The sequence below is a fragment of the Rhodococcus marinonascens NBRC 14363 genome (assembly GCF_001894885.1).
In the GTDB taxonomy this organism is placed as follows: Bacteria; Actinomycetota; Actinomycetes; order Mycobacteriales; family Mycobacteriaceae; genus Rhodococcus_F; species Rhodococcus_F marinonascens.
The window spans coordinates 1-26,095 of record NZ_BCXB01000036.1; the positions used below are offsets into that span (position 1 = coordinate 1).

Genomic DNA, 26,095 nt, shown 5'->3' on the forward strand with positions numbered 1-26,095 from the left:
CTGGTCGCGGTGGTGTCGTGCGACACCAATCGTAGTTGCGTCGGCACGCCACTTCCAGCGCACAGGTGTCTCCACCGTGGGATTAGGGTCCACCGCATCCAACGCTTTGGCGTCGAGGCCGGGTGTGTCCGGCGTCGAGCGCGCGCCCTTCCCGCTACTCTCGCCTAGCAGGCCGTTCTCGACTGGCTGCTCCAAATGTCACAAGGCGCGTCCGTGCCGTCCATATCGAGGGGGATCGTTGACCGCGAACACCGGATTCGACTTCACCACGGCGACCGGATTGGAGGTTCTCCGTCATCTCGAGTCGACGCAGGACGGGCAGCCGAACATTGGGGAGCTGCTGGGATTGTCGATCGACTCGCTCGACGAAGGCCGAGTGGTGATGTCGCTGGAGCCGCGAGAGCTGTTTGCGAATCAGCTGGGCACGATGCACGGAGGAATCTCGGCGACATAGCTGGATTCGGTGATGGGATGTGCCGTCCATTCCTCCCTGCCGGCGGCGACCTCGTACACGACGTTGGAACTGAAGGTCAACTACATTCGGCCGGTGCCGATTACAGGCGGCAGATTGACCGGGATCGGGAACGTGATTCATCTCGGTCGGCGGTCTGCCACAGCCGAAGGCCAGATCACCAATGCCGAGGGAAAGCTGATGGCACACGCGACAACCACCTGTATGGTCTTCCCCTCGAGCGTGTAAGGCAGTTGTCGGGCTCATACCTTCAGTTCGCCGACGTCGCGTTCACCCAGCGCGGGACGGGCTACCAGTTCCACCACGAGCAGAGCGGCCACGGTGACGACCACCATCACCACCACGACCATGCCCGACGGGTATCTCCAGAACACGAGGGTAATTACCGCGATCGCAATGATGGTCACTCGCAGTGGAATACGGAACTGGGCCACCGCAGACTCGACGGGATACGGAGCCCGACCGTCCTTCGGTGTCCGCAACGCATTCACCGCCTTGCTGTACGCGCCGCGCACCGCGACCGCGGAACCCGATGAACCCGTAAGATATCCGACGATCGCAATGACTACAGCCAGCACGAACACCGCACGCAGAGCGGTCCTCAGCGGCAAGAGGAGAGTGTCGATCAACTCTGCTGCCGCCTGCGGCGACAGAACATCCGAGGGCACGGATCCGAGGTACACCGACCGACCGATTGCAATCGCCACCGCCAGCAGCGCCATGGCAACCGCAAGACTGACCCCGACGAGTGTAATAGCTTTCCTGCGTGAACCTTTCGGAGACACCCATACGGCAGCGATAGCAGCGAGCAGAGTCAGCCAGGGCAGCACACCGGAGGCCTTGTCCAGCGCAGAAGTCGCCCGCTGCGCCTTCACCAATTCGGGCGCCTCGAACAACACGAACGACTTGTCGATCGCGGGGATATTGTTCGCGAAGGCGAACCCACGCTCGGTCAATCTCGTACGGACCCTGTCGATGATCGGCCCGAGTGAGATGCTGACGGTGCCCTGGTCACTGATCTCGATCGCTGCCCTGGTGTTGCCCGTGAGCACCGCAACCAGACCCTGATGTGCTGCCCGGTTGGCCTGGATCCACAAGGCTTCGAACTCGTCGGAGGAAATCAACGATGCGGTCGTGTTGCGTACGAAGGACCGAGCCTGATCGGCGATCACCGGTGCCAGACCGACCACCACGTCTGGGACTCGGGGCGCGTTCTCCGTGATCGAAGTCAACGCCTCAGCGGTGACGTTCTCGACGTCCAGTCGAGTCATGAGCTCGTCAGTGATTTGATCGGCAAGTTCACCTTGCATTACTGGATTCGAGCTCAAGGGTGCGACCGTCTGAACGTAGCGATCGGTATCGAGAACCTCGCTGCGAGTGAACCGTGCCAGGACGGCGGAAAATCCCAGCGCCACAACCAAGACCAGAAGCAGCACCGTCGCAGTCCAACGCAGTGCCGGGTGACCGGCCGGCCGCTCGCCACCGCTGACTGGCGCCGTCGCCGGTTCCCTGCCGGATTCACTACGAAGCTCTGCGACTTCCCGTCTGAGGCGTTCGAGTTCTGCACGCTCCGACTCGTCGAGCGGTTCCTCAGCTCCGACAGCTTTCATCGAATCACCCCGCTCGGCTAGCGAACCTCGCCGACTCTAGGCCCGGGCCCGAACGCGATCGTTATCCCATGTCGAGACCGCCCAGATGACGACCACATCGAGCGCAATGATCACCATCGACCACCACGGGTAGTAGGGCAGCCACAAGAAATTGACTATGATCGACAACCCCGCAATGACGATCGCGGCACCCCGCGCCCAGGTTTGGCCGGCGATCAACGCCAGCCCGGTCAAAGCGATCAGAACGCCGACCACGAGATGCACCCAGCCCCACCCCGTGACGCTCCAGGTGTAGATATATTCGGTACCGACAACAACGATGTCGTCCCTCGCGATTGCCGCGATTCCCTGGAACGCCTGGAGAACACCCACCGTGGCGAGAAGAACCCCCGCGGCAAACGACGCTCCCTCGGCGAAACCCTGTTTGACGTTCGAATTCTCGGTCACGGCAGTTCCCTCCCGATAACGGGTGACCGGCACAAACTTCTCCGGTTCGGCAGTGCGATGTCTCCAATATGACCCACAACCGGTGGCTACGGAACGAATTTCGCAATATTTGACGATCACGAACTGGTCGACAATTAGGCATCACCTACCTCGAGAAGTGGACCGAAACTGGTGAATGTGACTCGGGACCGCCGAAAACTCGAAACCTCGAAACCTCGAAACCCCTTGTCACGGGCTCCGCCGACAGAGAATCATCGAATAAGGGCCGCCTCCATTCATTGCGGGCGGCAACCCTGAGGATGGAGAGCGCGATGAGTGATGACACCAAGCTGATCCTCGTAGCCGGCTACCGAGATCTCGAGGTCGGCCGCCGCGAATTCGACGCCCTCGCCGATCAGGTGAAAACCAAGCAGATCGAACTCCGGGGCGCGGCACTGGTGGCCAAGGACTCCGACGACAATGCCACCGTGATCGACACCGGGGACCATCTGGGCCGCAAAGGCGCCGGTTGGGGTGCGGGAGTCGGTGTCGTGATCGGCCTGTTTGCCCCGCCGTTGCTGGCCGCGACCGCGGTCGGTGCCGGTGTCGGCGCGCTGGCCGGCAAGTTCGCGGACCACCGGATGAAGAGCGGTCTGGAAGACAAGATTGGCCAGGCACTGGGCGCCGGTACATGTGTGGTGATCGCCGTCCTGCCGTCGGACAGTCGGCTGCCGGTCGAAAGGGTGCTGAACGAGTCGGCGATGACCTCGGTTGTCGAGATCGACAAGACGAGCCTGAAAGACCTCGAAGCGGCACTGGCGGAGGCGATGGGCAAATTCGAACCAGACCGCACGCAACTCCCGATTCCCGACCGCAACTTCGGGGGGACGATGGGCCGCACCGTCGCGGAGTCGGTGGCGGACTGGACGATCGTGCCCGGGACACAGGCGCCCGAGGGCTCCCCGAATGTGCTGGTCGTCCTGATCGACGATGCTGGGTTCGGCGGACCCGACACCTTCGGCGGCGGGATTCACACACCTACTCTGAGCCGGGTAAAGCAGAACGGGCTGACATACAACCGCTTTCACGTCACAGCTGTGTGCTCACCAACTCGAGCTGCTCTACTCACGGGGCGCAACCACCACCGGGTGGGATTTGGTTCGATCGCAGAGTATCCGGGACCCTTCCCCGGCTATACGGCCGTGCGACCGAGAAGTTGCACGGCGCTGCCGCGTATCTTGCGCGAGAATGGTTACGTCACAGGAGGGTTCGGGAAGTGGCACCTGACGCCCGACAATGTGCAGGGTGCCGCGGGGCCGTTCGACCACTGGCCGCACGGGTGGGGATTCGATCACTTCTGGGGCTTCCTGAGCGGCGCTGCCGGACAATACGACCCGATCATCACCCAGGACAACTCCGTTCTCGGTGTACCCGAGAGTAAGGGCGACGAAGGCTACTACTTCCCCGACGACCTCACCGACAAGGCTGTGGAGTGGTTGCACGCAGTCCGGGCGCAGGACTCGCAGAAGCCGTGGATGATGTACTACTCCACCGGGTGCAGCCACGCACCACATCACGTGGCGAAGGAATGGGCCGACAAATACGCGGGGCAATTCGACGACGGCTGGGACGTGTACCGGGAGAAGACCCTTGCCCGTCAGAAGAAACTCGGCATCGTGCCCGCCGACACCGAGCTGACCGATCGACCCGACTTGTTCCCGGCCTGGGACACCCTGTCCGACGAGCAGAAGAAGCTTTTCGCACGGCAGATGGAGGTCTTCGCGGGGTTCTCGGAAAACGCCGATTGGAACGTCGGCCGCCTCCTCGACTCCATCGAGGACGCGGCCGACCTCGACAACACGCTGATCTTCTACATATGGGGCGACAACGGCGCCAGCATGGAAGGCACGGTCACCGGCTCGTTCAACGAGATGACCTTCCTCAACGGGGTGGTCCTCGACGCCGAACACCAGCTGAAGCTGATCGAAGACTACGGCGGGATAGAGAGACTCGGCGGCGACCACACCGCTCCGCACTTCGCCGCCGCCTGGGCACACGCCAACAACACTCCATTCCAGTGGGGCAAGCAGATGGCCAGCCACTTAGGCGGTGACCGCGACCCGATGGTCGTCGCGTGGCCCGACCGGATCAAGCCCGACAAGCAGATCAGGGGGCAGTTCACCCACTGCGTCGACATCGCACCCACCGTCCTCGAAGCCATCGGACTACCCGAACCCACACTCGTGGACGGCATCGAGCAGGAGCCGATGGACGGCACGAGTTTCCTCCACACCTTCGACGACGCCGTCGCCGCCGAGCGGCACACCGTGCAGTACTTCGAGATGTTCGGCAGCCGCGCCATTTACCAGGACGGCTGGTGGGCGTGCACCAGATTGGACAAGGCTCCCTGGGACTTCTCGCCGGACACCCTCCAACGGTTCGCGCCCGGAGTCTGGGATCCGGCCGACGACATCTGGGAGCTGTACTACCTGCCCGACGATTTCTCACAGGCCAAGGATCTCGCGGCCGACAACCCGGTCAAACTCGAATCGTTGAAAGAACTGTGGTGGCGCGAAGCCGAAAGTAACCGGGCGCTGCCGCTTCTCGGAGGGATGTCGATTTTCTTCGGCCTGCTACCGCCGATGCCGACCACTACCCGATTCACCTACAAGGGCGATGTCCAGAATGTGCAGCGCGGCATGATTCCCCGCATTCTGGGGCGGTCCTACGCCATCGAGGCGCATCTCGAGGTGCCCGAAGGAGCCGAAGGCGTGATCGTCGCCAACGCCGACTTCATCGGCGGGTTCGGGCTCTGGATCGACGACGCCCGTAAACTCCACCACACCTACTCCTTCCTCGGCGTGGAAACCTACAAGCAGGTGTCCGAGCAGCCGATCCCGACCGGGGACGTGACGGTGAAGATGCAGTTCGATGCGGACGCAACGACACCTGGTACCGGCGGGCACGTGTCGTTGTGGGCCAACGGAGAACTGATCGGCGGAGGCAACATGCCCCGGACCGTGCCCGTGGCCTTCTCGTCGTATGCAGGCATGGACGTGGGCCGCGACAACGGCCTGGTCGTCGACCTCGACTACGAGGACAAGGCGCCGTACGCGTTCACCGGAACCGTGCGAGAGGTGGTATTCGACCTCCAACCGGCACGCCACGAGGCCGAGAAGGCTCTACACGAACACGAGGCGATGCAGGCAGTCGGGCGGGGCGCCTCTGGCTGACGATCGCGGGCCCCGCCGGGCCTGATTCTCACATCGAGGTGTCTCCTGGTTCGCCGGGCCGCCACCTCATCACCGAGGAGGCAGCGTGAAACGCGACATTCATGGCACGACCCAGCCCAACGTCGGCAGTGTCGCGCGTGACCACCTCGCCAACGAGAGGACATACCTGGCGTGGCTGCGGACGGGCATGAGCGTCGCGGCAATCGGTGTCGCGGTCGCGAAGTTCGCCCCAGATCGTGGCGGCAACGCGGTGGCGTCCGGTCTGATCCTCATCGTTGCAGGACTGCTGGTGTCGGGCTATGGGACGTTCCGGTATCGGAACGTCGGCCGCCAAATCGAAGCGGGTGTCTTCGCGCCCGCCGCGTTCGGTGCGATCGGGACGGCAAGTGTCGTGATGGTACTTGCCGCCGTCGCTGTCGTGATCTTGATTTGATGCTCGAAATGGGGCCACATCACCGGACGCATCGAACCCGTGCCACCCTTTGACTCAGCCGCGATGGGCGGCTCAGCCAAGTTTCAGGATGCGGCCTCGGCGAGACGAGACTCGGTGGCGGCGAGGAGAACACACGTCGCGACACCGTTCATCGATTTGGCGAGTTCCTCGGTGGACGGGAAACTCGGGGCAAGACGAATGTTCTTGTCCTCGGGATCGATGCCGTAGGGGAAGGCTGATCCTGCGGCGGTCAGCGCGATCCCCGCATCCTTGGCGAGAGCGATCACACGCTTCGCGGTACCCTCGACAACGTCCAGGCTCAGGAAATAGCCGCCCTTCGGCTCCGTCCACGAGGCCACCTTCGACGCCCCGAGTCGATCCTCGAGAATCTTCAGGACCAGCGCGAACTTCGGAGCCAGGATCTCGCGGTGCTTCTCCATGTGGGCACGCACTCCCTCGGCGTCCCCGAAGAAGCGCACGTGCCGCAACTGGTTCAGCTTGTCCGGTCCGATACTCTTCTTGCCCAGGTACTTCTGGTACCAGGCGAGGTTCGCGGTGGAGCCGCCGAAGAAGCTGACACCCGCGCCGGCGAACGTGATCTTGGACGTGGATGCGAAAACCAGCGGGCGATTCGGATGCCCGGCCTCTGCGGCCATGCCGAGGATATCTAGTGACGGCGCGGCCTCACCGAGCAGTGGATGCACGGCGTAGGCGTTGTCCCAGAACAGGCGGAAGTCGGGGGCTGCGGTGGGCATGGACGCCAGAGTCCGGACCAGTTCCTCCGAGTACACGACACCGGTGGGGTTCGAGTAGTTCGGGACCGCCCACAAGCCCTTGATTTCCGGATCCTCTGCGACCAGCTTCGCGATGACGGCTACGTCGGGACCGTCCGGACGCATCGGCACCGGGATCATCTCGATGCCGTAAGACTCCATAATTGCGAAGTGGCGGTCGTATCCGGGTGCCGGGCAAAGGAACTTGACCTTCGGCTCCTGCGACCAGGGCCGCGGCGAGTCCGGGTTGCCGTGCAGCAGCGAGAACACCACCGCGTCGTGCATGATCTCGAGGCTGGCGTTGTTGCCTGCGAGAAGATTCCGGACCGGGATGCCGAGCAGTTCACCGAAAATCGCGCGCAATTCGGGCAGACCTGCCAGGCCCCCGTAGTTGCGGCAGTCGGTTCCGTTGCCGTCTCGGAAGTCGTCTTGGCCGGGAAGACTCAGCAGGGCGGCCGATAGATCCAGCTGCTCGGGCGACGGCTTGCCGCGGGTGAGGTCGAGTGTGAGCTTCTCCGTCTTCAGTCGCGCGTAGTTCGCGGTCTGACGGTCGTGCTCGGCAAGTAGTTCCTCATGACTCATCAACCCGATCTGGGCTTGTTTGGGCATCAGGAGCGGCCTTTCACGGACATCGCCGGGGGGGAGCGTGCGAAAGATTAGAGGACCCCGCGCACCCGGCAGAGCCCGTTGACCCTTGCTGCCTTCCGGCCCTGGGGGAGTTCACAGGATGCGCGCCGCGCGGGATCCAACACAAAGTGTAGACGCCTCTACACAGTCGATGGAATCCACCCCGATCCGGACCTGAATGCGCACTGCTGACCACGACCAGTGCTAACGTCGCCCCGAAATCGGCCACCTTCGGCAGCAAGAGAATCGGGACGGAATCAGGATGTACTCGAGTAGGACAGCACACGCAGCCCGCGCCGCAGTGTTGGCAACGACACTCGCCGCAGTCGTGGCAACACTGTCGGCATGCGGCGGGGGCAGCGACGAAGCGGTCCCCTCAGCTGCGGTGAACTGGGACGCGGCGGAGCCGTGCACATTGGCGGATGACGAGACGCTCGCCCCACTGATCACCACTGACTCCAGCGAAGGCATCACTGCCGACCGTGAGGACCGCCGCGCCTGCATCTGGGGGATGGCGGAGACGCTGAACACCGTGACAATCAGCACCACCGGCGCGCCGCAACCAGGCAAGCCGCTGCGCACCCTCGACGTCGGCGGGCTCGAGAGCCGAGTGCTCGCCGAAAGCAAATACCAGTGCATCCTCGAGGTCACCACCGCCGCGGGCACACTGTCGATCGAGACGAAATTCGGCCTCGACGCGATCACGACCCCGGACAGGTCGTGCGACCGTTCCGTTGGCCTCGCAGAGCATGCGGTCAACCAGTTGCACTGGGCCTAGAACGGCCAGTTACCTGCCCGTTTAACAGTCAGCCGCCGTCGTTGGGTATGCTCCTCCACGGAGGATTCGCCTAGTGGCCTATGGCGCTCGCCTGGAACGCGGGTTGGGTTAACGCCCTCAGGGGTTCAAATCCCCTATCCTCCGCCACGAGGGAACCCCCTGTGAACTGGACTTGTTCAGATCACAGGGGGTTCCTTTTCGTTCTCATGCAAGAGAATATGTAATATCGACTACCCGAGAAGGCTGCTGAGACTGTCCGCGGCCGCCCGTTTCATCGTCAGTGTCACGTGTGTATAGGCGTTCATCGTGGTCGCAATCAAGTGCCCCAGCCGTTCCTGCACCACCTTCGGGGCTCACCCGATTCCAGCAACAGCGTCGCGTGGGTGTGACGCAAATCGTGAGAGTGAGGGTAGGCAGCCCGCCTTCACCCAGGGCTGCTATCGCCTTCTCGACCTCCAGCCGCCATCGACGAGAGATCTTGTTCGGGGATCGGGCCTCGCCCGCCGGATTGACGAAAACGAACGCGCCGGACTGGCTGAGTTCCAACGACACCGCACCCCGCTGCGCCCGCCATGCCTTGAGTGCCTGGGCAGTGTCGGGACACGCAGATCACAACATCTCAGATGTCAAAAAGCCTTCTGCCCTGCTGAAATTCGAATCCCTGGACAAATGTCCACACTGTTCCGGTTCGTGCCGTACAGTCCTCAGCCGACAAAAGGTCTGTTCGGTTTCGAACGATCGATGCCCTGCGCGTACCCGTGGAGATGTCGGCACCAGCGTCGCCTTCTCCCCGAACAAAGGAGCCCGAGCACGATGCCGCACACCGATGTTGCCCCGTCTGGCCATCGCATCGCCCCCTACATGAAGTCGCGCATCCGGCGGCGCACAGCCGGGCTCGCCGCAGCCCTGACGGCGGGCCTGATGCTCACGGCCGGACCGGTCGCGCACGCCGAAACCGGCTCCGTCCCCGTCGGTGAGGGGCCGCGCGGGGTGGCGATAACCCCCAACGGCACCCTCGCGTACGTCACCAACATGGACGACGACACGGTGTCGGTAATCGATACCGCAGACAACACCATCGTCAGCACCATCGACGTCGGTGGCGGGCCGTACGGTGTGGCGATTACCCCCAACGGCAACTACGCCTACGTCGCCAACAAGTGGGACGACACGGTGTCGGTAATCAACACCGGCACCAACCAAGTCTCCGGACCCCCGATCGATGTCGGTGGCGGGCCGTGGGGGGTGGCGATCAGCCCCGACAGTGACCACGTCTACGTCACCAACGACGAAGACGGCACGGTGTCGGTAATCGACACCGACACCAACCTCGTCACCGAAGACCCGATCGATGTCGGCGACGGGCCGTACGGGGTGGCGATCACGCCCGACGGCAACCTCGCGTATGTCGCCAACGATGAAAACGTGGCGGTAATCGACACCGACACCAACCTCGTCACCGCATTTCCGATCAACGTCGGCGGGTATCCGGTCGGAGTGGCATTCACACCCGACGGCACCCGCGCCTACGTCACCAACAACGACTACGACGCGGTATGGGTGATCGACACCGCCACCAACCTCGTCACCGGAACCCCCATCAACGTCGGCGCAGGGCCAACCGGGATAGCAATCACCCCCGACGGCACCCACGCGTACGTCACCAACCGCCACGCCAACTCGGTATCGGTGATCGAGATCGAGCCAACGCCATCGACGTCGACGTCGCCGTTCGGCAGCCTCGGCTCCTTGGGTGCGCTGTTCTGACGACACGCTCGACCCCACCAAAAGGCAATGCTTAGCCACTGTGGCCCCCGATCTCACGATCGGGGGCCACAGTCGTTCAGTTCCGAGAATCCCCTGCGCTACTCGCCGTCGGTTGTCGTGATCGGATTGCCTGCTGAGTCGAGGGTCCACCACACGTCCCCCACGGCCTGCCCCAACGCGTCGCCGGGCACCGTGTCGTCCATGTATCGGTAGACGGGACGACCGTTGACCGTCAGCTGATGGGTGCCGTCCGCCGCAGGGATGGTGTCGATGACGACGTCCTGCAACCCCTCGACCGCGGGGTTCTCGATGACGCTGGTGACCGGTATCCACGACTGGAGGCACGTGTCGTCGCAGGAACTAGCGCCTGAACCCACTTCGTCCATGTCGTACACGTAGACGGTCATGCCGCCGTCTTCGACCATGACCTCCCCGAACGTTGTCGCGCCCATCGTCAGAACAGGTTCACCAGGCAAGGCTGGTGGTGACGTGGGTGTGGGCGATACCGGGGCGTCTCCACCCGTAGTCCCGGAGTCGGTGGCGTCAGTAGCGCAACCCGAAAAGGTCAGGCCGGCGGCGGCGATCGCTGCCAGTACCCATGTTCGTCTCATGGCAAGTCCTCATTCTGTACAACTGCGATGTAGCGAGTCCCTGCGTGTCAGGAAGAGTTGAGGGAACCTGCACGAACCCACGCATACAGTTCACCTCAAGTTCGTCGTCGGCGCCAGCAGTTCGTGCGATGTGCATGGGCGTCCAACCGTGACGAACTCACGCGCGCCACGCGATTGGGCGTGTTGCACCTGACACAAGCAATTCTTCGAAACGTAAGTAATGTGCCAGGCATGCGCGAACGCCGATACTCGTCCACCAGCCCAGAACACCTGGCCACGGCGCTGTTCGACGTCGCGGCCGAGTCCGGTCTAGGGGGCGCGAGCGTGCGCGAAGTCGCCAAGAGAGCCGGGGTCTCCATCGGTGCCGTGCAGCATCACTTCTCCACCAAGGACGAGATGTTCGTGTTCGCCCTGCGCACCCTCGTCGACAAGCTGCTGATGCGACTGAAGGCCGTCGACCGTAGCGGAGACCCCGCGCGGGCCTTGTTCTCTGTCATGTCCCAGCTGCTTCCGCTCGACGAGGCGAGATCGCGAGAGGCCCACGTCATGGCTGCGTTCGCGGTTCGGGCGGCCACCTCGCCGTCGCTCGCCGAAATCCGCCGCAAGACCCTGTTCACCATCCGCACCGGCCTGTCCGCGGTGCTGATCCGGATAGGCACTCCGGAAGCGGAAACCCGTGCGGCGCTTCTCCTGGCCACCGTCGACGGCCTCGCCCTCGACGCGATCGGCAGCCCCTCGTTGTACCCGCCCGAGTACCTCGAGCACGCACTCGATATTCAGATCGCCATGATTTTGCAGGGCGCCGATCTCGCACCGTCGTCGGTCGAACTCGCCAGTTGACCCCTCGGCCAATGTCACATCCGTCTCGTCAGAACGAACCGCTGTCACATCAGGTGGAGGGGGCGGGACGCTTCGCGCCCAGCCCGTCCGGGGATCTCCATCTCGGTAACCTGCGGACCGCACTGCTGGCGTGGCTGTTCGCCCGGTCGACCGGGCGGCGTTTTCTGATGCGCGTCGAAGATCTCGACCGCGTCCGCGAGGGTTCACGGGAACGGCAATTGTCCGACCTCACCGAACTGGGCCTCGACTGGGACGGTGACGTGGTTTCGCAGTCGCATCGACTCCTCCATTACGACAACGCCATCGCACGACTCCGCGCCGCCGGCCTCTCCTACGAATGCTTCTGCACGCGAAGGGAGATCTTAAAGGCAGCCTCCGCGCCCCACGCCCCGCAGGGCGCTTACCCCGGGACGTGCCGCAACCTCACACCCGACGAACGCGAGACCCGGCGTTCGAGTGGGCGGCCACCCGCCCTGCGACTGCGCGCCGCCGTCACGTCTTTCGCCGTCGACGACCTCATTCACGGCAGCTGTTCGGGCTTAGTGGACGACTTCGTGCTGCGTCGCGGCGACGGAACACCCGCCTACAACCTCGCGGTCGTAGTCGACGACGCCGACCAGGGAATCGATCAGGTGGTGCGCGGGGACGATCTGCTGTCGTCGGCGCCGCGACAGGCCTACCTCGCCGGACTCCTCGGTTTGACCGCACCCACCTACGCCCACGTCCCACTCGCCGTCAACGAAGAGGGCAAGCGGCTGGCGAAACGCGATGGCGGCGTCACCCTCGCAGAACTGAAAGCATTGGGACGCAGCCCCGGCCAAGTTCTCGGCATCCTGGCGACGTCGCTGGGCCTCGCGGTTCAGGGCGAGGTGGTGAACCTCGCCCTGCTTCTCGATCGCTTCGAACCCGGCCGGCTGCCACGCGAACCGTGGGTCGTCAGGCCCTCTGCACCGTGACGGTCGTCGCGACCACGAAAAGCAGGAGGAACAGGACGACAACGATGACGCCGATGACGATTCCGAAGATGGCGAGGCCACGGCCCTCTTCACCGGATTTCTGGATCTGACCCAGCGCGACCATTCCGAGGATGATTCCGACGATGCTGAGGATGATTCCGAGGATGATTCCGACGATCGACGTGATGAGCGATGCGATCGCGAGCCTGTTCGTCCCCCGCTTCTGCGGATGGGGCGCCCTGTAGGGGTTCGGTGCACCGTACGGATTGGGCGTACCGTGCTCCCCCGGAATCCCCGCCGTCCCGTATCCGCCCGGCTGGTTGTAGTCGGGATACTTCTCGGTGGGCGCCGAATACATCGAGTAACCAGACCCTTCGTCCCCATATCCGTCGCGCGGCAAGGGAGGCGTCTCGCCGTAAGTCTGCGGTGTCTGCCCGTTGTATGGATTCAGGTCGCCCGATCCCCCAGAATGAGTCACGGCAGCCACCGTAGTGCATCAAACTCGCACGAGAAATAGGCGTTCCAGAGCGAGACGAGTAAAGGGTTGTCCGCGTAGTGTTAATTTCCGCGTAGTGCCTATTTGTCACTTACGAGCACTCGAAACTTGCTGAGGGGATCAGATGACGACCGGTGGATACAACCCGAACGAGGAACCCGAAGGCGGTGGCCAGGAAGGTCGCCCTCCGCAGGGCAATCCTCCACCGCCGCAGGGGGGATACCCGCCGCCGCCCAGCAATTACCCACCGCCGCCCGGCGGATATCCGCCGCCTCCGCCGATGTCGAATTACGGCGCTTTCGAACAGAAATCGGGACAGCTCTCTGTAGGCGCTGCGATCGGCTACGGCTGGGCCAAGTTCAAGGACAACGCCCCCGTCTGGATCGGCATCCTCCTGATCGCGGCCGTCATCCAGGTCGTACTGATCGGCATCTTCGACGGTTTCGGCACGTCGTCCGACATGAGCGCGGCGTTCTCGCCATGGCGCATCCTCGGCACGATCGTCACCTCCATCGTCAGCTACTTGATCAATGCCGCGCTCGTACGGGGTTCGCTGCACGAGGTCGACGGGAACAGGCCCGCGTTCGGTTCGTTCTTCCAGTTCACCAACGTCGGCGCGATCATCATCGCCAGCCTGATCATCGGGGTGGCCTCATTCATCGGCCTCATCCTGTTCATCATCCCGAGCCTGATCGTGGTCTTCCTCACCTGGTGGACGCTGCAGTTCGTCATCGACCAGAACGAGGATGCGTTCACCGCCATCAAGTCAAGTTTCAGAGTGATCTCGCATAATGTCGGCCCGGTGCTGCTGCTGGCTCTCGCCCTGGTCGGCATCAACATCGTCGGTGCGATCTTGTTCTTGGTCGGACTTCTCGTCTCGATCCCGATCTCGATCATCGCGTCGACCTACGCGTACCGGGTGCTCACCGGCCGTTACGTCTCGTACGTCTCGGGCTGACCGCTCGACCCCAACGGGGTGAGCGTACTCCCGTCCTGCCGGAAGTACGCTCACCCCGTTTTGCTCCCATTACTCGAGCCACTCACACCCCTTGCGTAAGGTGCTCAGGCGTCATCCGAGACAATCAAGACTTGCGATTCGAGGGGGAACACTTGACTACTGGCGGATTCGATCCGAACCAGGCACAACCACCGTTCGGCGGGCATCCGCAGTACGGGCAACGGCAAAACCACGGCGCGCAGCAGCAGTTCGGGGCGCAGCCGCAGTTCGATTCGGGGCAGCAGTTCTATACCCGGCAATTCGCGATGGCGGACTTCGGATTCAACCAGTCGACCCCCGGGGGACTGCTCCCCCGCATCGGCGCGCGGCTGATCGACCATTTGATCGTCGTCATCCCGATTTTGATCGTCACCTCGGTGATCCCGTCTGACCTCGGCTGGTATCTGGGCAGTACCATCGTCGCGGGCGTCTGGCTGATGACGGCGATGGGCTACTTCGTGTTCCTCGAAACCCGCGGACGGACCCTGGGCAAACAACTCCTCGGCCTGCGAGTAGAAGGACCGAACGGCGGGCTGCCCACCCGGCACCAGTCGATTGTGCGCAACAGCTTCAACGTCCTCATCGCGCTCGGCTGGCTGCCGATCATCGGCCTTCCGTTCAGGTTACTCGGGTTCATCGCGATGATCGTGATCTGCGTGACCATCGGCAACAGCCCCACCAGGCAGGGCAAGCACGACGAGTTTGCCTTCGGAACGCGCGTCGTCAAGGGCTGACGGCTCCAATTCACCGCGTGACCTGCGGTTGAACGTACCGTCGATCGGAAAGTATTCGAGCAAAAGGTACGTTCACCCGTTCCTGATTCGCGCCCCTCCACTTGCAAGTGCTTTGATGACGGCGTGACAGCCTCAGATCAGCAGACCAAGCAGACCAAGCAGGACGACCACGCGACATTCGCGCACGTCAGCCGCGGATACTACCCCACGATCGTCGCGCTCTTCACCGCGACGCTGCTGATCTCGAATATCAGTGCGACGAAAGGCGTCGCATTCTTCAGTGATTCGTCACTGACTCTCGGACCGCTTCAGGTACTGCCGATCATCACCGACGGTGGATTCTTCCTGTTCCCGCTCGCCTACATCCTCGGCGACATTCTCAGCGAGGTGTACGGGTTCAAGGCGACGCGCCGGGCGATCTACCTGGGCTTCGGCGCCCTGATCCTGGCCGCCATCTGCTTCTGGATCCTCATCGAACTGCCGCCCGCAGACTTCTACGAGAACCAGGAAGCGTTGACATCCGTCGTCGGCGTCTATCCGCGCCTGCTACTGGCCGGATTGGCCGGCTACTTCGTGGGCCAGATGCTCAACTCGCTCACGCTGGTCATGATCAAAGAGCGCACCAAGGAAAAGCACCTGTGGGCGCGGCTCATCGGCTCCACCGTCGTCGCTGAATTCTTCGACACCCTGATCTTCTGCGCCATCGCCGCCGGCGCCATCGGCATCAACACGTGGAGCGATTTCATCAACTACGTGATCATCGGATTCCTGTGGAAGACCCTGGTGGAGGTTCTGGCCATGCCGATCACCTACCGCGTCATCTCCTACGTTAAGCAGCGTGAACCCACCTACCGGCTCTGAGCCTCTGTTCACGCGCGGTAGAAGCGGCCCAGAGTTTCGGCTTTGAACTCCGCGAAGTACCCGCCGTCGATACTGTCGCGAATCTGATCGACCAACCGTACGGTGAATCGTTCGTTGTGGATGGTGCACAGCGTGGACGCGAGCATTTCCTTGGCCTTGAACAGATGATGAATGTAGGCGCAGGTGTAGTTCGCGCAGGTGTAGCAGTCGCAGTTATCGTCGATGGGTGTGAAATCGCGACGGAAACGGCTGGTGTTGATGTTGAATCGGCCGTCGGGGTGGTAGATCGCGGCATTTCGCGCTACGCGTGACGGGTTGACGCAGTCGAACGTGTCGGCACCGTTCTCGATGGCGATGAACAAGTCGTCCGGCTCGCTGATGCCCAGCAAGTGCCGCGGCTTGTGCTCGGGCAACTCCTCGTTGCACCAGCGGACGATCGTGCCCAGGTTCTGCTTCTCGAGTGCGCCGCCGATGCCATACCCGTCGAAGCCGCGACCGCTCTCCCCCGCGATCGACTCCAACCCCCGGCACGCCTGCCTCCGCAGATCCTCGTACTGGGCCCCCTGGACGACCCCGAACAGCGCCTGATACGGCCGGTGAGTGCGCTCGGCGGTGAGCTTCTCGCGCTCGGCGATGCAGCGCACCGCCCACGCCTGCGTCCGTTCCACCGATTGCTCCTGGTATCCGCGAGTGTTCAGCAACGTGGTGAGTTCGTCGAACGCAAACATGATGTCGGCACCGAGTTGATGCTGGATCTGCATCGATACCTCGGGCGTGAACCGGTGCCGCGAGCCGTTCAGGTGAGATTTGAACGTGACACCGTCCTCGTCGACGGTGGCGAGCCGCTCCTTGCCGCTCGCGATGACATCGTCCGACCGCACCCCGACCGCTTCCATGGAGAGGACCTTCTTGAAGCCGACCCCCAGCGACATCACCTGGAACCCGCCGCTGTCCGTGAAGGTCGGGCCGTCCCAGTTCATGAACTTGCCCAGGCCCCCGGCCTCGTCAACGATGTCCGGCCCAGGCTGCAGGTACAGGTGGTACGCGTTGGCAAGCAATGACTGCGCGCCCAGTTCCTTCATGCTCTCGGGCAGCACGGCCTTCACCGTGGCCTTGGTGCCGACGGCAACGAACGACGGTGTCGCGATGTCGCCGTGCGGGGTGTGGATGGTGCCCGTCCGGCCCAGTTGCCCGTCGAGTCTGGTGCCCACGGTAAAGAAGGGATCGGGTGGGGTCGGGACTTCGGCATTCACGAGATGTATCCAATCACGGGCGGCATCTCCGGCGACACATCACTGCGTCGCCGGAGATGTGGATGCCACGCCGAGACACTCGAACACCACGGTCCTGGACGGGCTCTAGACGTCCGCGCCGACGAACTGGCTGTTGTACAGGCGGTAATACGCACCGTGGGCGAGCAACAAATTTTCGTGGCTGCCCTGTTCCACGATGCGGCCGTCCTCCATCACGACGATCACATCCGCGTCACGGATGGTCGACAATCGGTGGGCGATCACGAAACTCGTTCGGTCGCTACGGAGTACAGCGGATGCATGCTGCACCAGCAACTCCGTGCGGGTGTCGACAGAACTCGTCGCCTCGTCCAGGATCAGGATGGACGGCTGCGAGATGAACGCTCGGGCGATGGTGATCAACTGCTTCTCACCGGCGCTGATGTTGTTGCCCTGCTCATCGATGACGGTGTCGTATCCGTCAGGCAGCGAATGAACGAACCGGTCGACATAGCTGATCCGCGAGGCCGCGAGGATTTCCTCCTCGGTGGCGTCGGGACGTCCGTAGGCGATGTTGTCGCGAATGGTGCCGCCGAACAGCCATGCGTCCTGCAGCACCATTCCGATGCGAGACCTCAGGTCGTCGCGGGACATTTCCGCGATGTCGACGCCGTCGATGAGAATCTTGCCGCCGTCGAGATCGTAGAACCGGAGTAGCAGGTTCACCAGTGTGGTCTTGCCAGCGCCGGTGGGGCCGACTATCGCCACCATCTGCCCAGGCTCGGCAACCAGCGACAAGTTCTCGATCAGCGGCGTCTCCTCACTGTAACTGAAAGACACGTCCGAGAATTCGACACGCCCACCAGCCTGGGCGAGGCCCGATTTGTGCAGCACGGCCCGATGCGGAGCCTCGAGGAGATCTTCCTCGTCTTCGTCGAGCACAGCGAACACCCGCTCGGCGGATGCCACTCCCGACTGCACGAGGTTGGCCATGGCCCCGATCTGGGTGAGGGGCTGGGTGAACTGGCGGGAGTACTGAATGAACGCCTGCACGTCGCCGAGGCTCATCGTGCCGGACGCCACCCGCATGCCACCGAGTACGGCGATGGCCACGAAGTTGAGGTTTCCGAGGAACATGATCGCGGGCATGATCAGGCCGGAGAAGAACTGGGCCCGAAAACTGGACTGGTAGAGCTCCTCGTTCTTCTCCTGGAAGCGGGCCTCCACCTCGCGGCTGCGGCCGAACACGGCAACCAGTTCGTGTCCCGTGTACGCCTCCTCCACCTGAGAGTTGAGCTCACCGGTCGACTTCCACTGCGCCATGAAGTGCGGTTTGGACCGCTTCGCGATCAGGGCGGTCACCACTACCGAGAGCGGCACCGTCAGCACCGCGATCAATGCGAGTAGGGGCGAGATGACCATCATCATCACGAAAATCGAGATCACGGTCATGACCGACACAATCAACTGGCTCAAAGTCTGCTGCACCGACTGCGAGACGTTGTCGATGTCGTTGGTGACTCGACTCAGCAGGTCGCCGCGGGAGTGGGAGTCGAAGTAGCGCAGCGGAAGCCGGTGGATCTTGCGTTCGACCTCGGCCCGGAGGTTTCTTACGACGCCCTGGACGACGATGTTGAGGAGGAAACCCGACAACCACATCAAGAGCGCAGACCCCAGATACAGGGCCAGCACGATTGCGAGGATCCTGGCGAGAGCGCTGAAGTCGACACCCACTCCGGGCACGACGGGCATTCCGGACACCATATCCGCAAACGTGTTCTGTCCGTCGGCCCGCAATCCTGCGATGGCCTGGTCCTTCGACAGGCCGGCAGGTAACTGCTTGCCGACGATGCCGTCGAAGATGATATTCGTGCCCTGCCCAAGCATCCGCGGCGCGATCGAAGTGAGCACCACCGAGATGGTGGCGACCGCGATGACAACGCTCACGGCGAGTCGGTGCGGACGCAGTCGTCCGACCAGTCTCTTCATCGACGGCCACAGATCGTCGGGCTTGGACGGCGGAGCGGCGGCAGAGGCCGGACCGATACGCGGTCCTATCGGGCGTTGGGCGGTGTCTGTGCTGGCGCGATCGCTCATAGTGCTTCCTGAACCGATCGTTGGGATTCGACGATCTCGACGTAACACGGGCAGGAGGCGAGCAGGTCGTCGTGCGTTCCGATGCCGACGATGACGCCCTCCTCAAGGACGACGATCTGCTCTGCCTCGATGATGGTCGACACACGCTGCGCGACGACGATGACGCACGCGTTCGCCGTTTCCGGCTCGAGCGCCGCACGCAATCGAGCGTCCGTGCCGAGATCGAGGGCGGAGAAGGAGTCGTCGAAAAGATAGATCGAAGGTCTGCGAACCAGTGCCCGCGCGATCGCGAGACGCTGTCTCTGACCGCCCGAGACCGTCGTCCCGCCTTGGGCGACAGGACTGTCGAGCCCTTCGGGCATGTCACGCACGAAGTCCGCAGCCTGCGCGATCTCGAGCGCATGCCACAGCTCCTCGTCGGTGGCATCGGGTTTGCCGTACCGCAAGTTGGTGGCGACGGTGCCCGAGAACAAGTATGGCTGCTGGGGGACAAGACCGATCTCGGACCGCAGGACGTCGAGATCGTAGCGTCGGACGTCGGTGCCGGATACGGAAACCGAACCCGAGGTGGCATCGATCAGGCGCGGGATCAGCGACAGCAGCGTCGTCTTGCCGGAACCGGTACCGCCGATGATCGCGGTGGTTTTACCGGGTTCTGCCGTGAAGTTGATGTCGCGGAGCACCGGTTCGTCGGCTCCGGGGAACTTGAACTCGGCATCGCGCAGTTCGACAGCACCGGCTTTCGCTAGAACGGTGACGGGTTCGGCCGGCGGAACCACGGTCGACTCGGTCTCGAGGACTTCGCCGATACGTTCGGCGCTCACCGCGGCACGTGGTGCCAGCATTGCTATGAACGACGCCATCATCACCGACATGAGGATTTGCATGATGTAGGTGAGAATCGCGGTCAGCGAACCGATCTGCATGGTGCCGCTGTCGATCTGGTGACCGCCGAACCAGATGACGGCCACGCTCGTGACGTTCGCGATCACCATCACCAGCGGGAACATGACCGCGGTGAGACGGCCCACCCGCAGCGCGGTTTGGGTGAGTTGTTCGTTCGCGGTGCCGAACCGCTCGGTCTCGGAGCGCTCACGAACGAACGCCCGCACCACCCGGATACCGGTGATCTGCTCGCGCAGCACGCGGTTGACACTGTCGATGCGAGTCTGCATCTCGCGGAAGGCGGGCACCATTCGGGAGATCACGAGCCCCATCGACAACGCGAGGACCGGCACCGTGACGGCCAGGATCCACGCGAGACTCGCTTGCATCCGGATCGCCATGACGACGCCACCGATAGACATGATCGGTGCGGTCACGAGAATTGTGCAGCTCATCACGACGAGCATCTGCACTTGCTGCACGTCGTTCGTGTTGCGGGTGATCAGTGTCGGCGCACCGAATCGGCCGAATTCCCGGGACGAGAAGGTGCCCACCTGATGCATCACCGCCCCGCGCACATCACGTCCGAAGCCCATCGCGGCACGCGCGGCGAAGAACACCGATCCGAACGAACACAGGATCTGGACCACCGTGACGAGGAGCATCGTCAGGCCGGTCGACAGAATGTATGAGATGTCGCCCTGCGTGACGCCGTTGTCGATCAGATCGGCGTTGAGGCTCGGCAGGTACAGAGCGGCTGATGTCGAGACCAGTTGGAACAGGACCACCGCCGTCAATTCCCGCTTGTACGGGCGGAGGTAGGTGGTCAGCAGGGATTTCAGCATACGCGGAAGCGATCACGGGTCATCATGGTGAACGAAGGTTATCAAGAGAAATGAACGGCAGCCCGGAAATCATCGAGCATCGAGACCCGTGCGCCCTTCCAGTTGCCAGAGGGCTACGGGAAGGGCGCACGAGGTATGGGGCCGTTCTACCGGACGGACTGCAGCTTGTCATCGGTGGCGGGCAGGATTCGCCTCAGCTTCTCGCCCTCGATGTCTACGTTGGGCAGGATCTTGTCCAGCCACGCCGGCAGCCACCACGCCTTGTCGCCGAGCAGCGCCATCACCGACGGGATGATCACCATGCGGACTACGAAGGCGTCGAAGAACACAGCCGCCGCCAAGGCGAACCCTATCGACTTGATAAACGAGTTCGGCTCGGCGATGAACGCCGCAAACACCGAAATCATGATTACCGCGGCAGCGCTGACCACGCGGGCGCCGTGGTTGAAGCCGACCGTGACGGCCTGCTTCGCGGTCGCACCGTGGACGTACTCCTCGCGCATCCGCGTCACCAGGAACACCTGGTAGTCCATCGCGAGACCGAACACCACACCGATCAGGAAAATAGGCATGAAGCTGACGATCGGTTGCGGGTTCGAGATGATTCCGCCCCAGCCCTGTTGGAACACGGCGACCGTGGCACCGAACGTGGCCGCCACACTGAGGAGGAATCCGAGGGTGGCTGTCAGCGGCACCAATACCGAGCGGAACACCAGCAGCAGCAGGATGAACGCCAGACCGACGACCACCGCGAGATACGGAATCAGCGCATCCAGCAGGGTCTCCGACACATCGCCTTCCAGTGCGGTCTGACCGGTGACGCCGTAATTGACGCCGATCGAATCGTGCAGACCGGCCTCCGCCCCACGGATGTTGTTCACGAGGTCCATGGTGACCGGATCGCTGGGGGCGCTGCTCGGCGTCACCAGGATCTGCGCCGTATCACCGGCCCGGTTCGTGCCGACGATCTGCGCATTGGACACGTCGTCCTGGGCCGAAATGGTCTTCACGACCTCACTAAACGCGTCGGCGGCCGGAACTGTGGCGTCCTGGGCGTCCACCACCACCAGCAGCGGTCCGTTCTTGCCCGGTCCGAAGCCCTCGCTCACCAGGTCGTACGCCTGCCGTGAGCTGAGCGCGGGATCGCCGGTGCCCTCATTGGGCAGAGCCAGGCTCAGCCCGGTAGCGGGAATCGCGAGTGCGCCGAGGACCACGACACCGGCGATCAGCGGGATCGCAGGACGGCGAACCACCACGCTGATGAAACGCAGCGCAAGACTCGGCTTGCCCTCGTCGGTTTCAAGATCACGGCTGCTCAGGAACGGAATCTTTCCCGCAAATGCCTTCCGCCCGAACAACCCGAGGATGGCAGGCAGCAAGGTCAGTGCGATAAAGACGGCGATGAACACTGTGAACGCGGCGGCCGCACCCATGTCAGAAAGGAACGGGATCCCGACGACACGGAGGGCGATCAGCGCGATGATGACGGTGAGGCCGGCGAACACCACTGCCGAGCCCGCGGTGCCCACAGCACGTCCCGCTGCTTCGGCCCGGTCCTCGGTCAGCGAGAGTTCGTGCCGGAATCGGGACACGATGAACAGTGAGTAGTCGATGGCGACGGCCAGACCGATCATGATGGCAAGGGTGGGCGTCATCGAGCTGAGATCGGTGAATCCGGTGGCCAGGGTGATGCCGAGGCTGCCGATCGCGATGCCGATGATCGCGGTGATGAGCGGGAGTCCGGCGGCGACCAGAGAACCGAACGTGAGCGCGAGAACGACGGCGGCCACGCCGATGCCTACAAGCTCGGTGGTGCCGCCCGGCGGCTCGTTCTCGTTGGCGGCGGAACCACTGACCTCGACGGTCAATCCGACGTTGCGGCCGACGTCGGCGGCGGAGTCAAGCTGATCCCGCAGCGCCTGGTCAACGTCACTCATGTCGCCCTGGAACGGCACCTCGACGTAGCCCACGGTCTTGTCCGGACTCAGCGGCGACAGGGCTTGCGCGTTCGCGAGGGCATCCTCGACGCTGATCCCCCTGTCCGCAGCGGTCGACCTCGCCCTGTCGACAAGTCGTTCGTTTGCCGTGACCGGATTCACCAACGCCTGAGCCGCAGCAGGCCCCCCAGCGGTGGCCGGGTCGACCTTCGCGGCCTCTTGGACCTGGTCGATGCTGCGCACGTTCGCGAGCACCGCGTCCATCGCCTGCTGATTCTGCGCGCTTTCGAGGGTCTGCCCCTCTGGCGCGGCGAAGACGAACCGTGCGCTGAGCTTGTCCATGGGGTTGTCACCGGCGGACTGAGGGAAGCGCTCGGCCATCAAATCCTGCGCCTGCTGCGCGGGGGTGCCCGGGATGGAGAACGAGTCCTTCGTGGGCCCGGACAGCGTGGCCGCCCCGACACCCATGAGTACCAGGATCGCTAGCCAGACGCCAAGGACCGCGCCCTTTCGCCGGTAGGCGAACTTGCCGATCCGGTAGAGATAGGTGGCCACGAAAGACTCCTTCTGAGTCGGTATTGCGAATTGTCGGTATTGCGAGTTGATGGTCAAAGCAGCCGGACTAGGGCTGCGGGAGTCCCTGACGAAGTTGGCGCATCGCCCCTCGGACGAGTTCTTCGGGCCCGCTCGCGCCGGACTTGCCGCCCATCCACAGGTCGAACGACGCCCTGCATGCCGCTCCGACCACTGTGTGCAGCAGGTTCGGATAGAGATCGGTATCGATGTCGGTGCCCGTCCGTTCGGCGATCACCTCACCGATGAGGCGGGTAACCCGGAGGTGCACCTCGAGTTTCTTCGCGAGAAGAGCGGGACTCGACTCGACGAGTTCCATTATTGCGGCGGTTTCTTCCAGCGACCTTGTCCCATCGGTGACGATCTGGACCACCACGTGTTCGAGGGAGTCCCAGATCGGCTCGTCGGAGGGGCGCGCCCTCAGCAAATTCACCCAGTCGTAGACCGACTCCTCGAAATGGGCAAGTACCGCTTCTTCCTTGCTGGAGAAGTAGTTGTGGAACGTCCGAGGCGAGACCCCCACCTCCGACGCGATAGCGTCGGCGGTGACGGATTCGATGCCCGATACCCGGGCCAGGCGTGCGGCAGCAGTACTGAGGGCGGCGCGGGTGGCCGCCTTCTTACGGTCCCGTAATCCAATCTCCGAAGTCACTACACCGAAGGTACAGAAATTGCAGAGCTCTGCAAATTTTCCGATACCCGCAACTTTATGGCTTTTCCCACACCAACGACTAGCTGTGCCTCTGATCACAGGAGAGCTACGGTTGAGCCATGTCGAATCCCGGGACGCCGGTCTCGTTCCACCCCGATGAGATCGACAGCGCCGCGTTCGAACGTCTCGCCACCATCCTCGATACACAGGACGACAATCCCGGAATCCGCCGACTCCGCCAGTGGGCCCACGACGCGCTGCGCGCGCGTACAGGCGAGCACACACTCGACATCGGCTCGGGCACCGGAGCGGAAACCCGTCAACTCGCAACGGCGGTGACGGCGGTGGGAAGCGCGATCGGCATCGACCCCAATCCAGATATGGCCGCCCTCGCTCGGGCCCGCGCCGCAGACGCGGAATCGACGGCGCGCTTCGTCGTCGGCGACGTGTACTCGCTCCCATTCCCCGACTGCAGTGTCGACGCCGTCCGGTGCGAGCGAGTGTTCTTGCACCTCACCGACCCAGCAGCCGCCTTGGCGGAGATCACCCGTGTCCTCCGCCCTGGCGGTCGCGCAATAATCATCGACACCGACTGGGGCACATCGATCATGCATCCCGGCGACCCCGCGGTACTGGCGAAGGTCACCGAGGAGATGCTCGGCAAGACCGCCAACCCGCATTCCGGACGGTTGTTGCCCGGGCAACTCGCCGCCACCGGACTGTCGGTCCAGGACATCGGGTCACAGGCACTCATCCAGGCACCCGATTTCAGCACGGGATCGTTGTTACAGCTGATGATGGACGCGGCCGGTTCCGGTGGCGTCATCACCCTGGACGAACGGGCAGCCCTGGTGCGCGACCTCGAAGCCTGCATCAAGCGAGGCGACTTCCACATGTCGGTGACCATGTTCGCCTATCTCGCCCGCAAGGACTGATTCCGAACCGGCGAAACAACCCCACGAACCTTCCCGGGACGGTGCACATAAACCGACCCGACCAACAAGTCTTGTCTACTGAAGAAGGAGTGAGCACTTTGGCCGAGAATCGAGCCGTGGCCTATGTCGATCAGGAAAAGTCGAGGTGAAGGGCATCGACTTCCCCAAGCTGGAGTTGACGGACGGTCCTGGCGTCAACCCGGCGAACGTCGGACGCAAGTGCGAGCACGGCGTCATCTTGAAAGTCGTCTCGACCAACATCTGTGGCAGCGACCAGCACATGGTCCGAGGCCGCACCACCGCACCCGCAGGCCTGGTTCTCGGCCACGAAATCACCGGCGAGGTGATCGAAGTCGGCCGCGACGTCGAATTCATCAAGGTGGGCGACCTGTGCTCGGTGCCGTTCAACATCGCCTGCGGGCGCTGCCGCAACTGCAAGGAACGCAAGACCGGGATCTGCCTCAACGTCAACCCCGACCGTCCCGGTTCCGCGTTCGGCTACGTCGATATGGGCGGGTGGGTCGGCGGCCAGGCCGAGTACGTGATGGCCCCCTACGCCGACTTCAACCTGCTGAAGTTCCCCGACAAAGATCAGGCCATGAGCAAGATCCGGGACCTGACCATGCTCTCGGACATCTTCCCCACGGGCTACCACGGTGCCGTCACCGCCGGAACCCGCGCGGGCTCGACCGTGTACGTCGCCGGTGCCGGACCGGTCGGGCTCGCCGCAGCTGCCGGGGCACAACTGCTCGGCGCAGCGGTCGTGATCGTCGGCGACCTCAACATCGACCGGCTCGCGCAGGCCCGCTCGTTCGGCTGCGAGACCATCGATGTCTCCAAAGGCGCACCGCAGGATCAGATCGAGCAGATCCTCGGTGTCCCCGAGGTCGACGCCGCGATCGACGCCGTCGGATTCGAGGCCCGCGGACACGGCGGCGACACCGGACGTGAACAACCCGCAGTCGTCCTCAACTCGTTGATGGAACTGACCACCGCGGGCGGTGGCATCGGCATCTCTGGCCTCTACGTCACCGGAGACCCGGGTGCCACCGACGACGCGGCCAAGGTCGGGGCACTGTCGCTGAGCCTTGGCACCGGTTGGGCGAAATCACTGTCCTTCGCGACCGGACAGTGCCCGGTGATGAGCTACCACCGCGAACTGATGAACGCCATCCTCGCCGACCGAGTCCACATCGCCGACGCCGTCAACGCCACCGTCATCTCCCTCGACGACGCACCCCACGGCTACAGCGAATTCGACAGCGGAGTAGCCCGCAAGTACGTCATCGACCCTCACCGGGTCATCACCGCGTAGCCGGTCCCCG

Annotated in this window: 21 protein-coding genes, 1 tRNA gene, 1 other RNA gene and 2 pseudogenes; 13 read left to right on the forward strand and 12 right to left on the reverse strand. The window is 63.3% G+C overall.

Annotation, left to right across the window (positions count from 1 at the left end):
- The coding region (locus RM2_RS24935; RefSeq protein WP_218017246.1) for a hypothetical protein at positions 1-195 on the reverse strand (195 nt) is incomplete at its 3' end.
- Between the two features lie 43 nt (positions 196-238).
- Between RM2_RS24935 and RM2_RS19510 the strand changes: the two are divergent.
- Positions 239-700 (forward strand): annotated as a pseudogene (locus RM2_RS19510) (PaaI family thioesterase).
- A gap of 14 nt (positions 701-714) precedes the next feature.
- Here the strand turns inward: RM2_RS19510 and RM2_RS19515 are convergent.
- Both RM2_RS19515 and RM2_RS19520 read right to left on the reverse strand, forming a co-directional pair.
- Positions 715-2,082 carry a hypothetical protein gene (locus tag RM2_RS19515; protein WP_072691190.1) on the reverse strand — a complete coding sequence of 456 codons (1,368 nt, stop codon included), beginning with the start codon at positions 2,080-2,082 and terminating at the stop codon, positions 715-717.
- Between the two features lie 36 nt (positions 2,083-2,118).
- Complete coding sequence (locus tag RM2_RS19520; RefSeq protein ID WP_072691216.1) at positions 2,119-2,529, reverse strand: DUF7144 family membrane protein; 411 nt, start codon at positions 2,527-2,529, stop codon at positions 2,119-2,121.
- 311 nt (positions 2,530-2,840) lie between these two features.
- Here RM2_RS19520 and RM2_RS19525 point away from each other — a divergent pair, with 311 nt between their 5' ends.
- Positions 2,841-5,741, forward strand: a complete 2,901-nt coding sequence (locus tag RM2_RS19525) for an arylsulfatase (RefSeq protein WP_072691191.1) — start codon at positions 2,841-2,843, stop codon at positions 5,739-5,741.
- Positions 5,742-5,826: 85 nt separating this feature from the next.
- On the forward strand, positions 5,827-6,174 hold the full coding sequence (locus RM2_RS19530) for a YidH family protein (protein ID WP_072691192.1): 348 nt from the start codon (positions 5,827-5,829) through the stop codon (positions 6,172-6,174).
- A gap of 83 nt (positions 6,175-6,257) precedes the next feature.
- On the opposite strand, the gene RM2_RS19535 is transcribed toward RM2_RS19530, so the two are convergent.
- Positions 6,258-7,556 (reverse strand): aspartate aminotransferase type Ic, encoded by a 1,299-nt coding sequence (locus RM2_RS19535; RefSeq protein ID WP_072691217.1) that lies wholly within the window; start codon positions 7,554-7,556, stop codon positions 6,258-6,260.
- 42 nt (positions 7,557-7,598) lie between these two features.
- Positions 7,599-7,698, reverse strand: an RNA gene (gene ffs / locus RM2_RS19540) — signal recognition particle sRNA small type.
- 138 nt (positions 7,699-7,836) lie between these two features.
- Between ffs and RM2_RS19545 the strand changes: the two genes are divergently transcribed.
- The 3 genes from RM2_RS19545 to RM2_RS19555 all read left to right on the forward strand — a co-directional run bounded on the left by RM2_RS19545 (position 7,837) and on the right by RM2_RS19555 (position 10,119).
- Complete coding sequence (locus RM2_RS19545; protein ID WP_072691193.1) at positions 7,837-8,352, forward strand: hypothetical protein; 516 nt, start codon at positions 7,837-7,839, stop codon at positions 8,350-8,352.
- A gap of 59 nt (positions 8,353-8,411) precedes the next feature.
- Positions 8,412-8,499 (forward strand) — tRNA-Ser (locus RM2_RS19550).
- Positions 8,500-9,165: 666 nt separating this feature from the next.
- Positions 9,166-10,119: a beta-propeller fold lactonase family protein gene (locus RM2_RS19555; RefSeq protein ID WP_245814051.1), complete on the forward strand. Its 954-nt coding sequence runs from the start codon at positions 9,166-9,168 to the stop codon at positions 10,117-10,119.
- A gap of 98 nt (positions 10,120-10,217) precedes the next feature.
- Here the strand turns inward: RM2_RS19555 and RM2_RS19560 are convergent, their stop codons facing one another.
- On the reverse strand, positions 10,218-10,730 hold the full coding sequence (locus tag RM2_RS19560; RefSeq protein WP_072691194.1) for a COG4315 family predicted lipoprotein: 513 nt from the start codon (positions 10,728-10,730) through the stop codon (positions 10,218-10,220).
- Positions 10,731-10,961: 231 nt separating this feature from the next.
- Here RM2_RS19560 and RM2_RS19565 point away from each other — a divergent pair, with 231 nt between their 5' ends.
- Together RM2_RS19565 and gluQRS are read left to right on the forward strand one after the other, a co-directional pair.
- Positions 10,962-11,570 carry a TetR/AcrR family transcriptional regulator gene (locus RM2_RS19565; RefSeq protein ID WP_072691195.1) on the forward strand — a complete coding sequence of 203 codons (609 nt, stop codon included), beginning with the start codon at positions 10,962-10,964 and terminating at the stop codon, positions 11,568-11,570.
- Positions 11,571-11,581: 11 nt separating this feature from the next.
- Positions 11,582-12,526 carry a tRNA glutamyl-Q(34) synthetase GluQRS gene (gene gluQRS / locus RM2_RS19570; protein WP_072691196.1) on the forward strand — a complete coding sequence of 315 codons (945 nt, stop codon included), beginning with the start codon at positions 11,582-11,584 and terminating at the stop codon, positions 12,524-12,526.
- Here the strand turns inward: gluQRS and RM2_RS19575 are convergent.
- The gene (locus tag RM2_RS19575; protein ID WP_245814052.1) at positions 12,507-13,004 is read right to left on the reverse strand and encodes a DUF4190 domain-containing protein; all 498 of its coding nucleotides are present in this window, start codon (positions 13,002-13,004) and stop codon (positions 12,507-12,509) included. The genes gluQRS and RM2_RS19575 overlap by 20 nt on opposite strands.
- A gap of 298 nt (positions 13,005-13,302) precedes the next feature.
- Here RM2_RS19575 and RM2_RS19580 point away from each other — a divergent pair, with 298 nt between their 5' ends.
- From RM2_RS19580 to RM2_RS19590, 3 genes are all read left to right on the forward strand, one after another.
- Positions 13,303-13,980 carry a DUF2189 domain-containing protein gene (locus RM2_RS19580; protein ID WP_072691220.1) on the forward strand — a complete coding sequence of 226 codons (678 nt, stop codon included), beginning with the start codon at positions 13,303-13,305 and terminating at the stop codon, positions 13,978-13,980.
- A gap of 152 nt (positions 13,981-14,132) precedes the next feature.
- Positions 14,133-14,753 (forward strand): RDD family protein, encoded by a 621-nt coding sequence (locus RM2_RS19585; RefSeq protein WP_072691221.1) that lies wholly within the window; start codon positions 14,133-14,135, stop codon positions 14,751-14,753.
- Between the two features lie 123 nt (positions 14,754-14,876).
- Complete coding sequence (locus tag RM2_RS19590) at positions 14,877-15,614, forward strand: queuosine precursor transporter (RefSeq protein WP_072691197.1); 738 nt, start codon at positions 14,877-14,879, stop codon at positions 15,612-15,614.
- Positions 15,615-15,622: 8 nt separating this feature from the next.
- On the opposite strand, the gene tgt is transcribed toward RM2_RS19590, so the two are convergent.
- From tgt to RM2_RS19615, 5 genes are all read right to left on the reverse strand, one after another.
- On the reverse strand, positions 15,623-16,867 hold the full coding sequence (gene tgt / locus RM2_RS19595; RefSeq protein ID WP_072691198.1) for a tRNA guanosine(34) transglycosylase Tgt: 1,245 nt from the start codon (positions 16,865-16,867) through the stop codon (positions 15,623-15,625).
- Positions 16,868-16,972: 105 nt separating this feature from the next.
- Positions 16,973-18,943, reverse strand: coding sequence for an ABC transporter ATP-binding protein (locus RM2_RS19600; RefSeq protein ID WP_072691199.1), 1,971 nt, complete (start codon positions 18,941-18,943; stop codon positions 16,973-16,975).
- The gene (locus RM2_RS19605) at positions 18,940-20,673 is read right to left on the reverse strand and encodes an ABC transporter ATP-binding protein (RefSeq protein ID WP_072691200.1); all 1,734 of its coding nucleotides are present in this window, start codon (positions 20,671-20,673) and stop codon (positions 18,940-18,942) included. The genes RM2_RS19600 and RM2_RS19605 overlap by 4 nt, the downstream gene beginning before the upstream one ends.
- 146 nt (positions 20,674-20,819) lie before the next feature.
- Positions 20,820-23,165 carry an MMPL family transporter gene (locus RM2_RS19610; RefSeq protein WP_072691201.1) on the reverse strand — a complete coding sequence of 782 codons (2,346 nt, stop codon included), beginning with the start codon at positions 23,163-23,165 and terminating at the stop codon, positions 20,820-20,822.
- Positions 23,166-23,232: 67 nt separating this feature from the next.
- Complete coding sequence (locus tag RM2_RS19615; protein WP_072691202.1) at positions 23,233-23,835, reverse strand: TetR/AcrR family transcriptional regulator; 603 nt, start codon at positions 23,833-23,835, stop codon at positions 23,233-23,235.
- Between the two features lie 119 nt (positions 23,836-23,954).
- Here RM2_RS19615 and RM2_RS19620 point away from each other — a divergent pair, with 119 nt between their 5' ends.
- The gene (locus tag RM2_RS19620) at positions 23,955-24,770 is read left to right on the forward strand and encodes a methyltransferase domain-containing protein (RefSeq protein ID WP_072691203.1); all 816 of its coding nucleotides are present in this window, start codon (positions 23,955-23,957) and stop codon (positions 24,768-24,770) included.
- A 98-nt stretch (positions 24,771-24,868) separates the two neighbouring features.
- Positions 24,869-26,085: pseudogene (gene fdhA / locus RM2_RS19625) on the forward strand (formaldehyde dehydrogenase, glutathione-independent).
- The last annotated feature ends 10 nt before the right edge of the window (positions 26,086-26,095 follow it).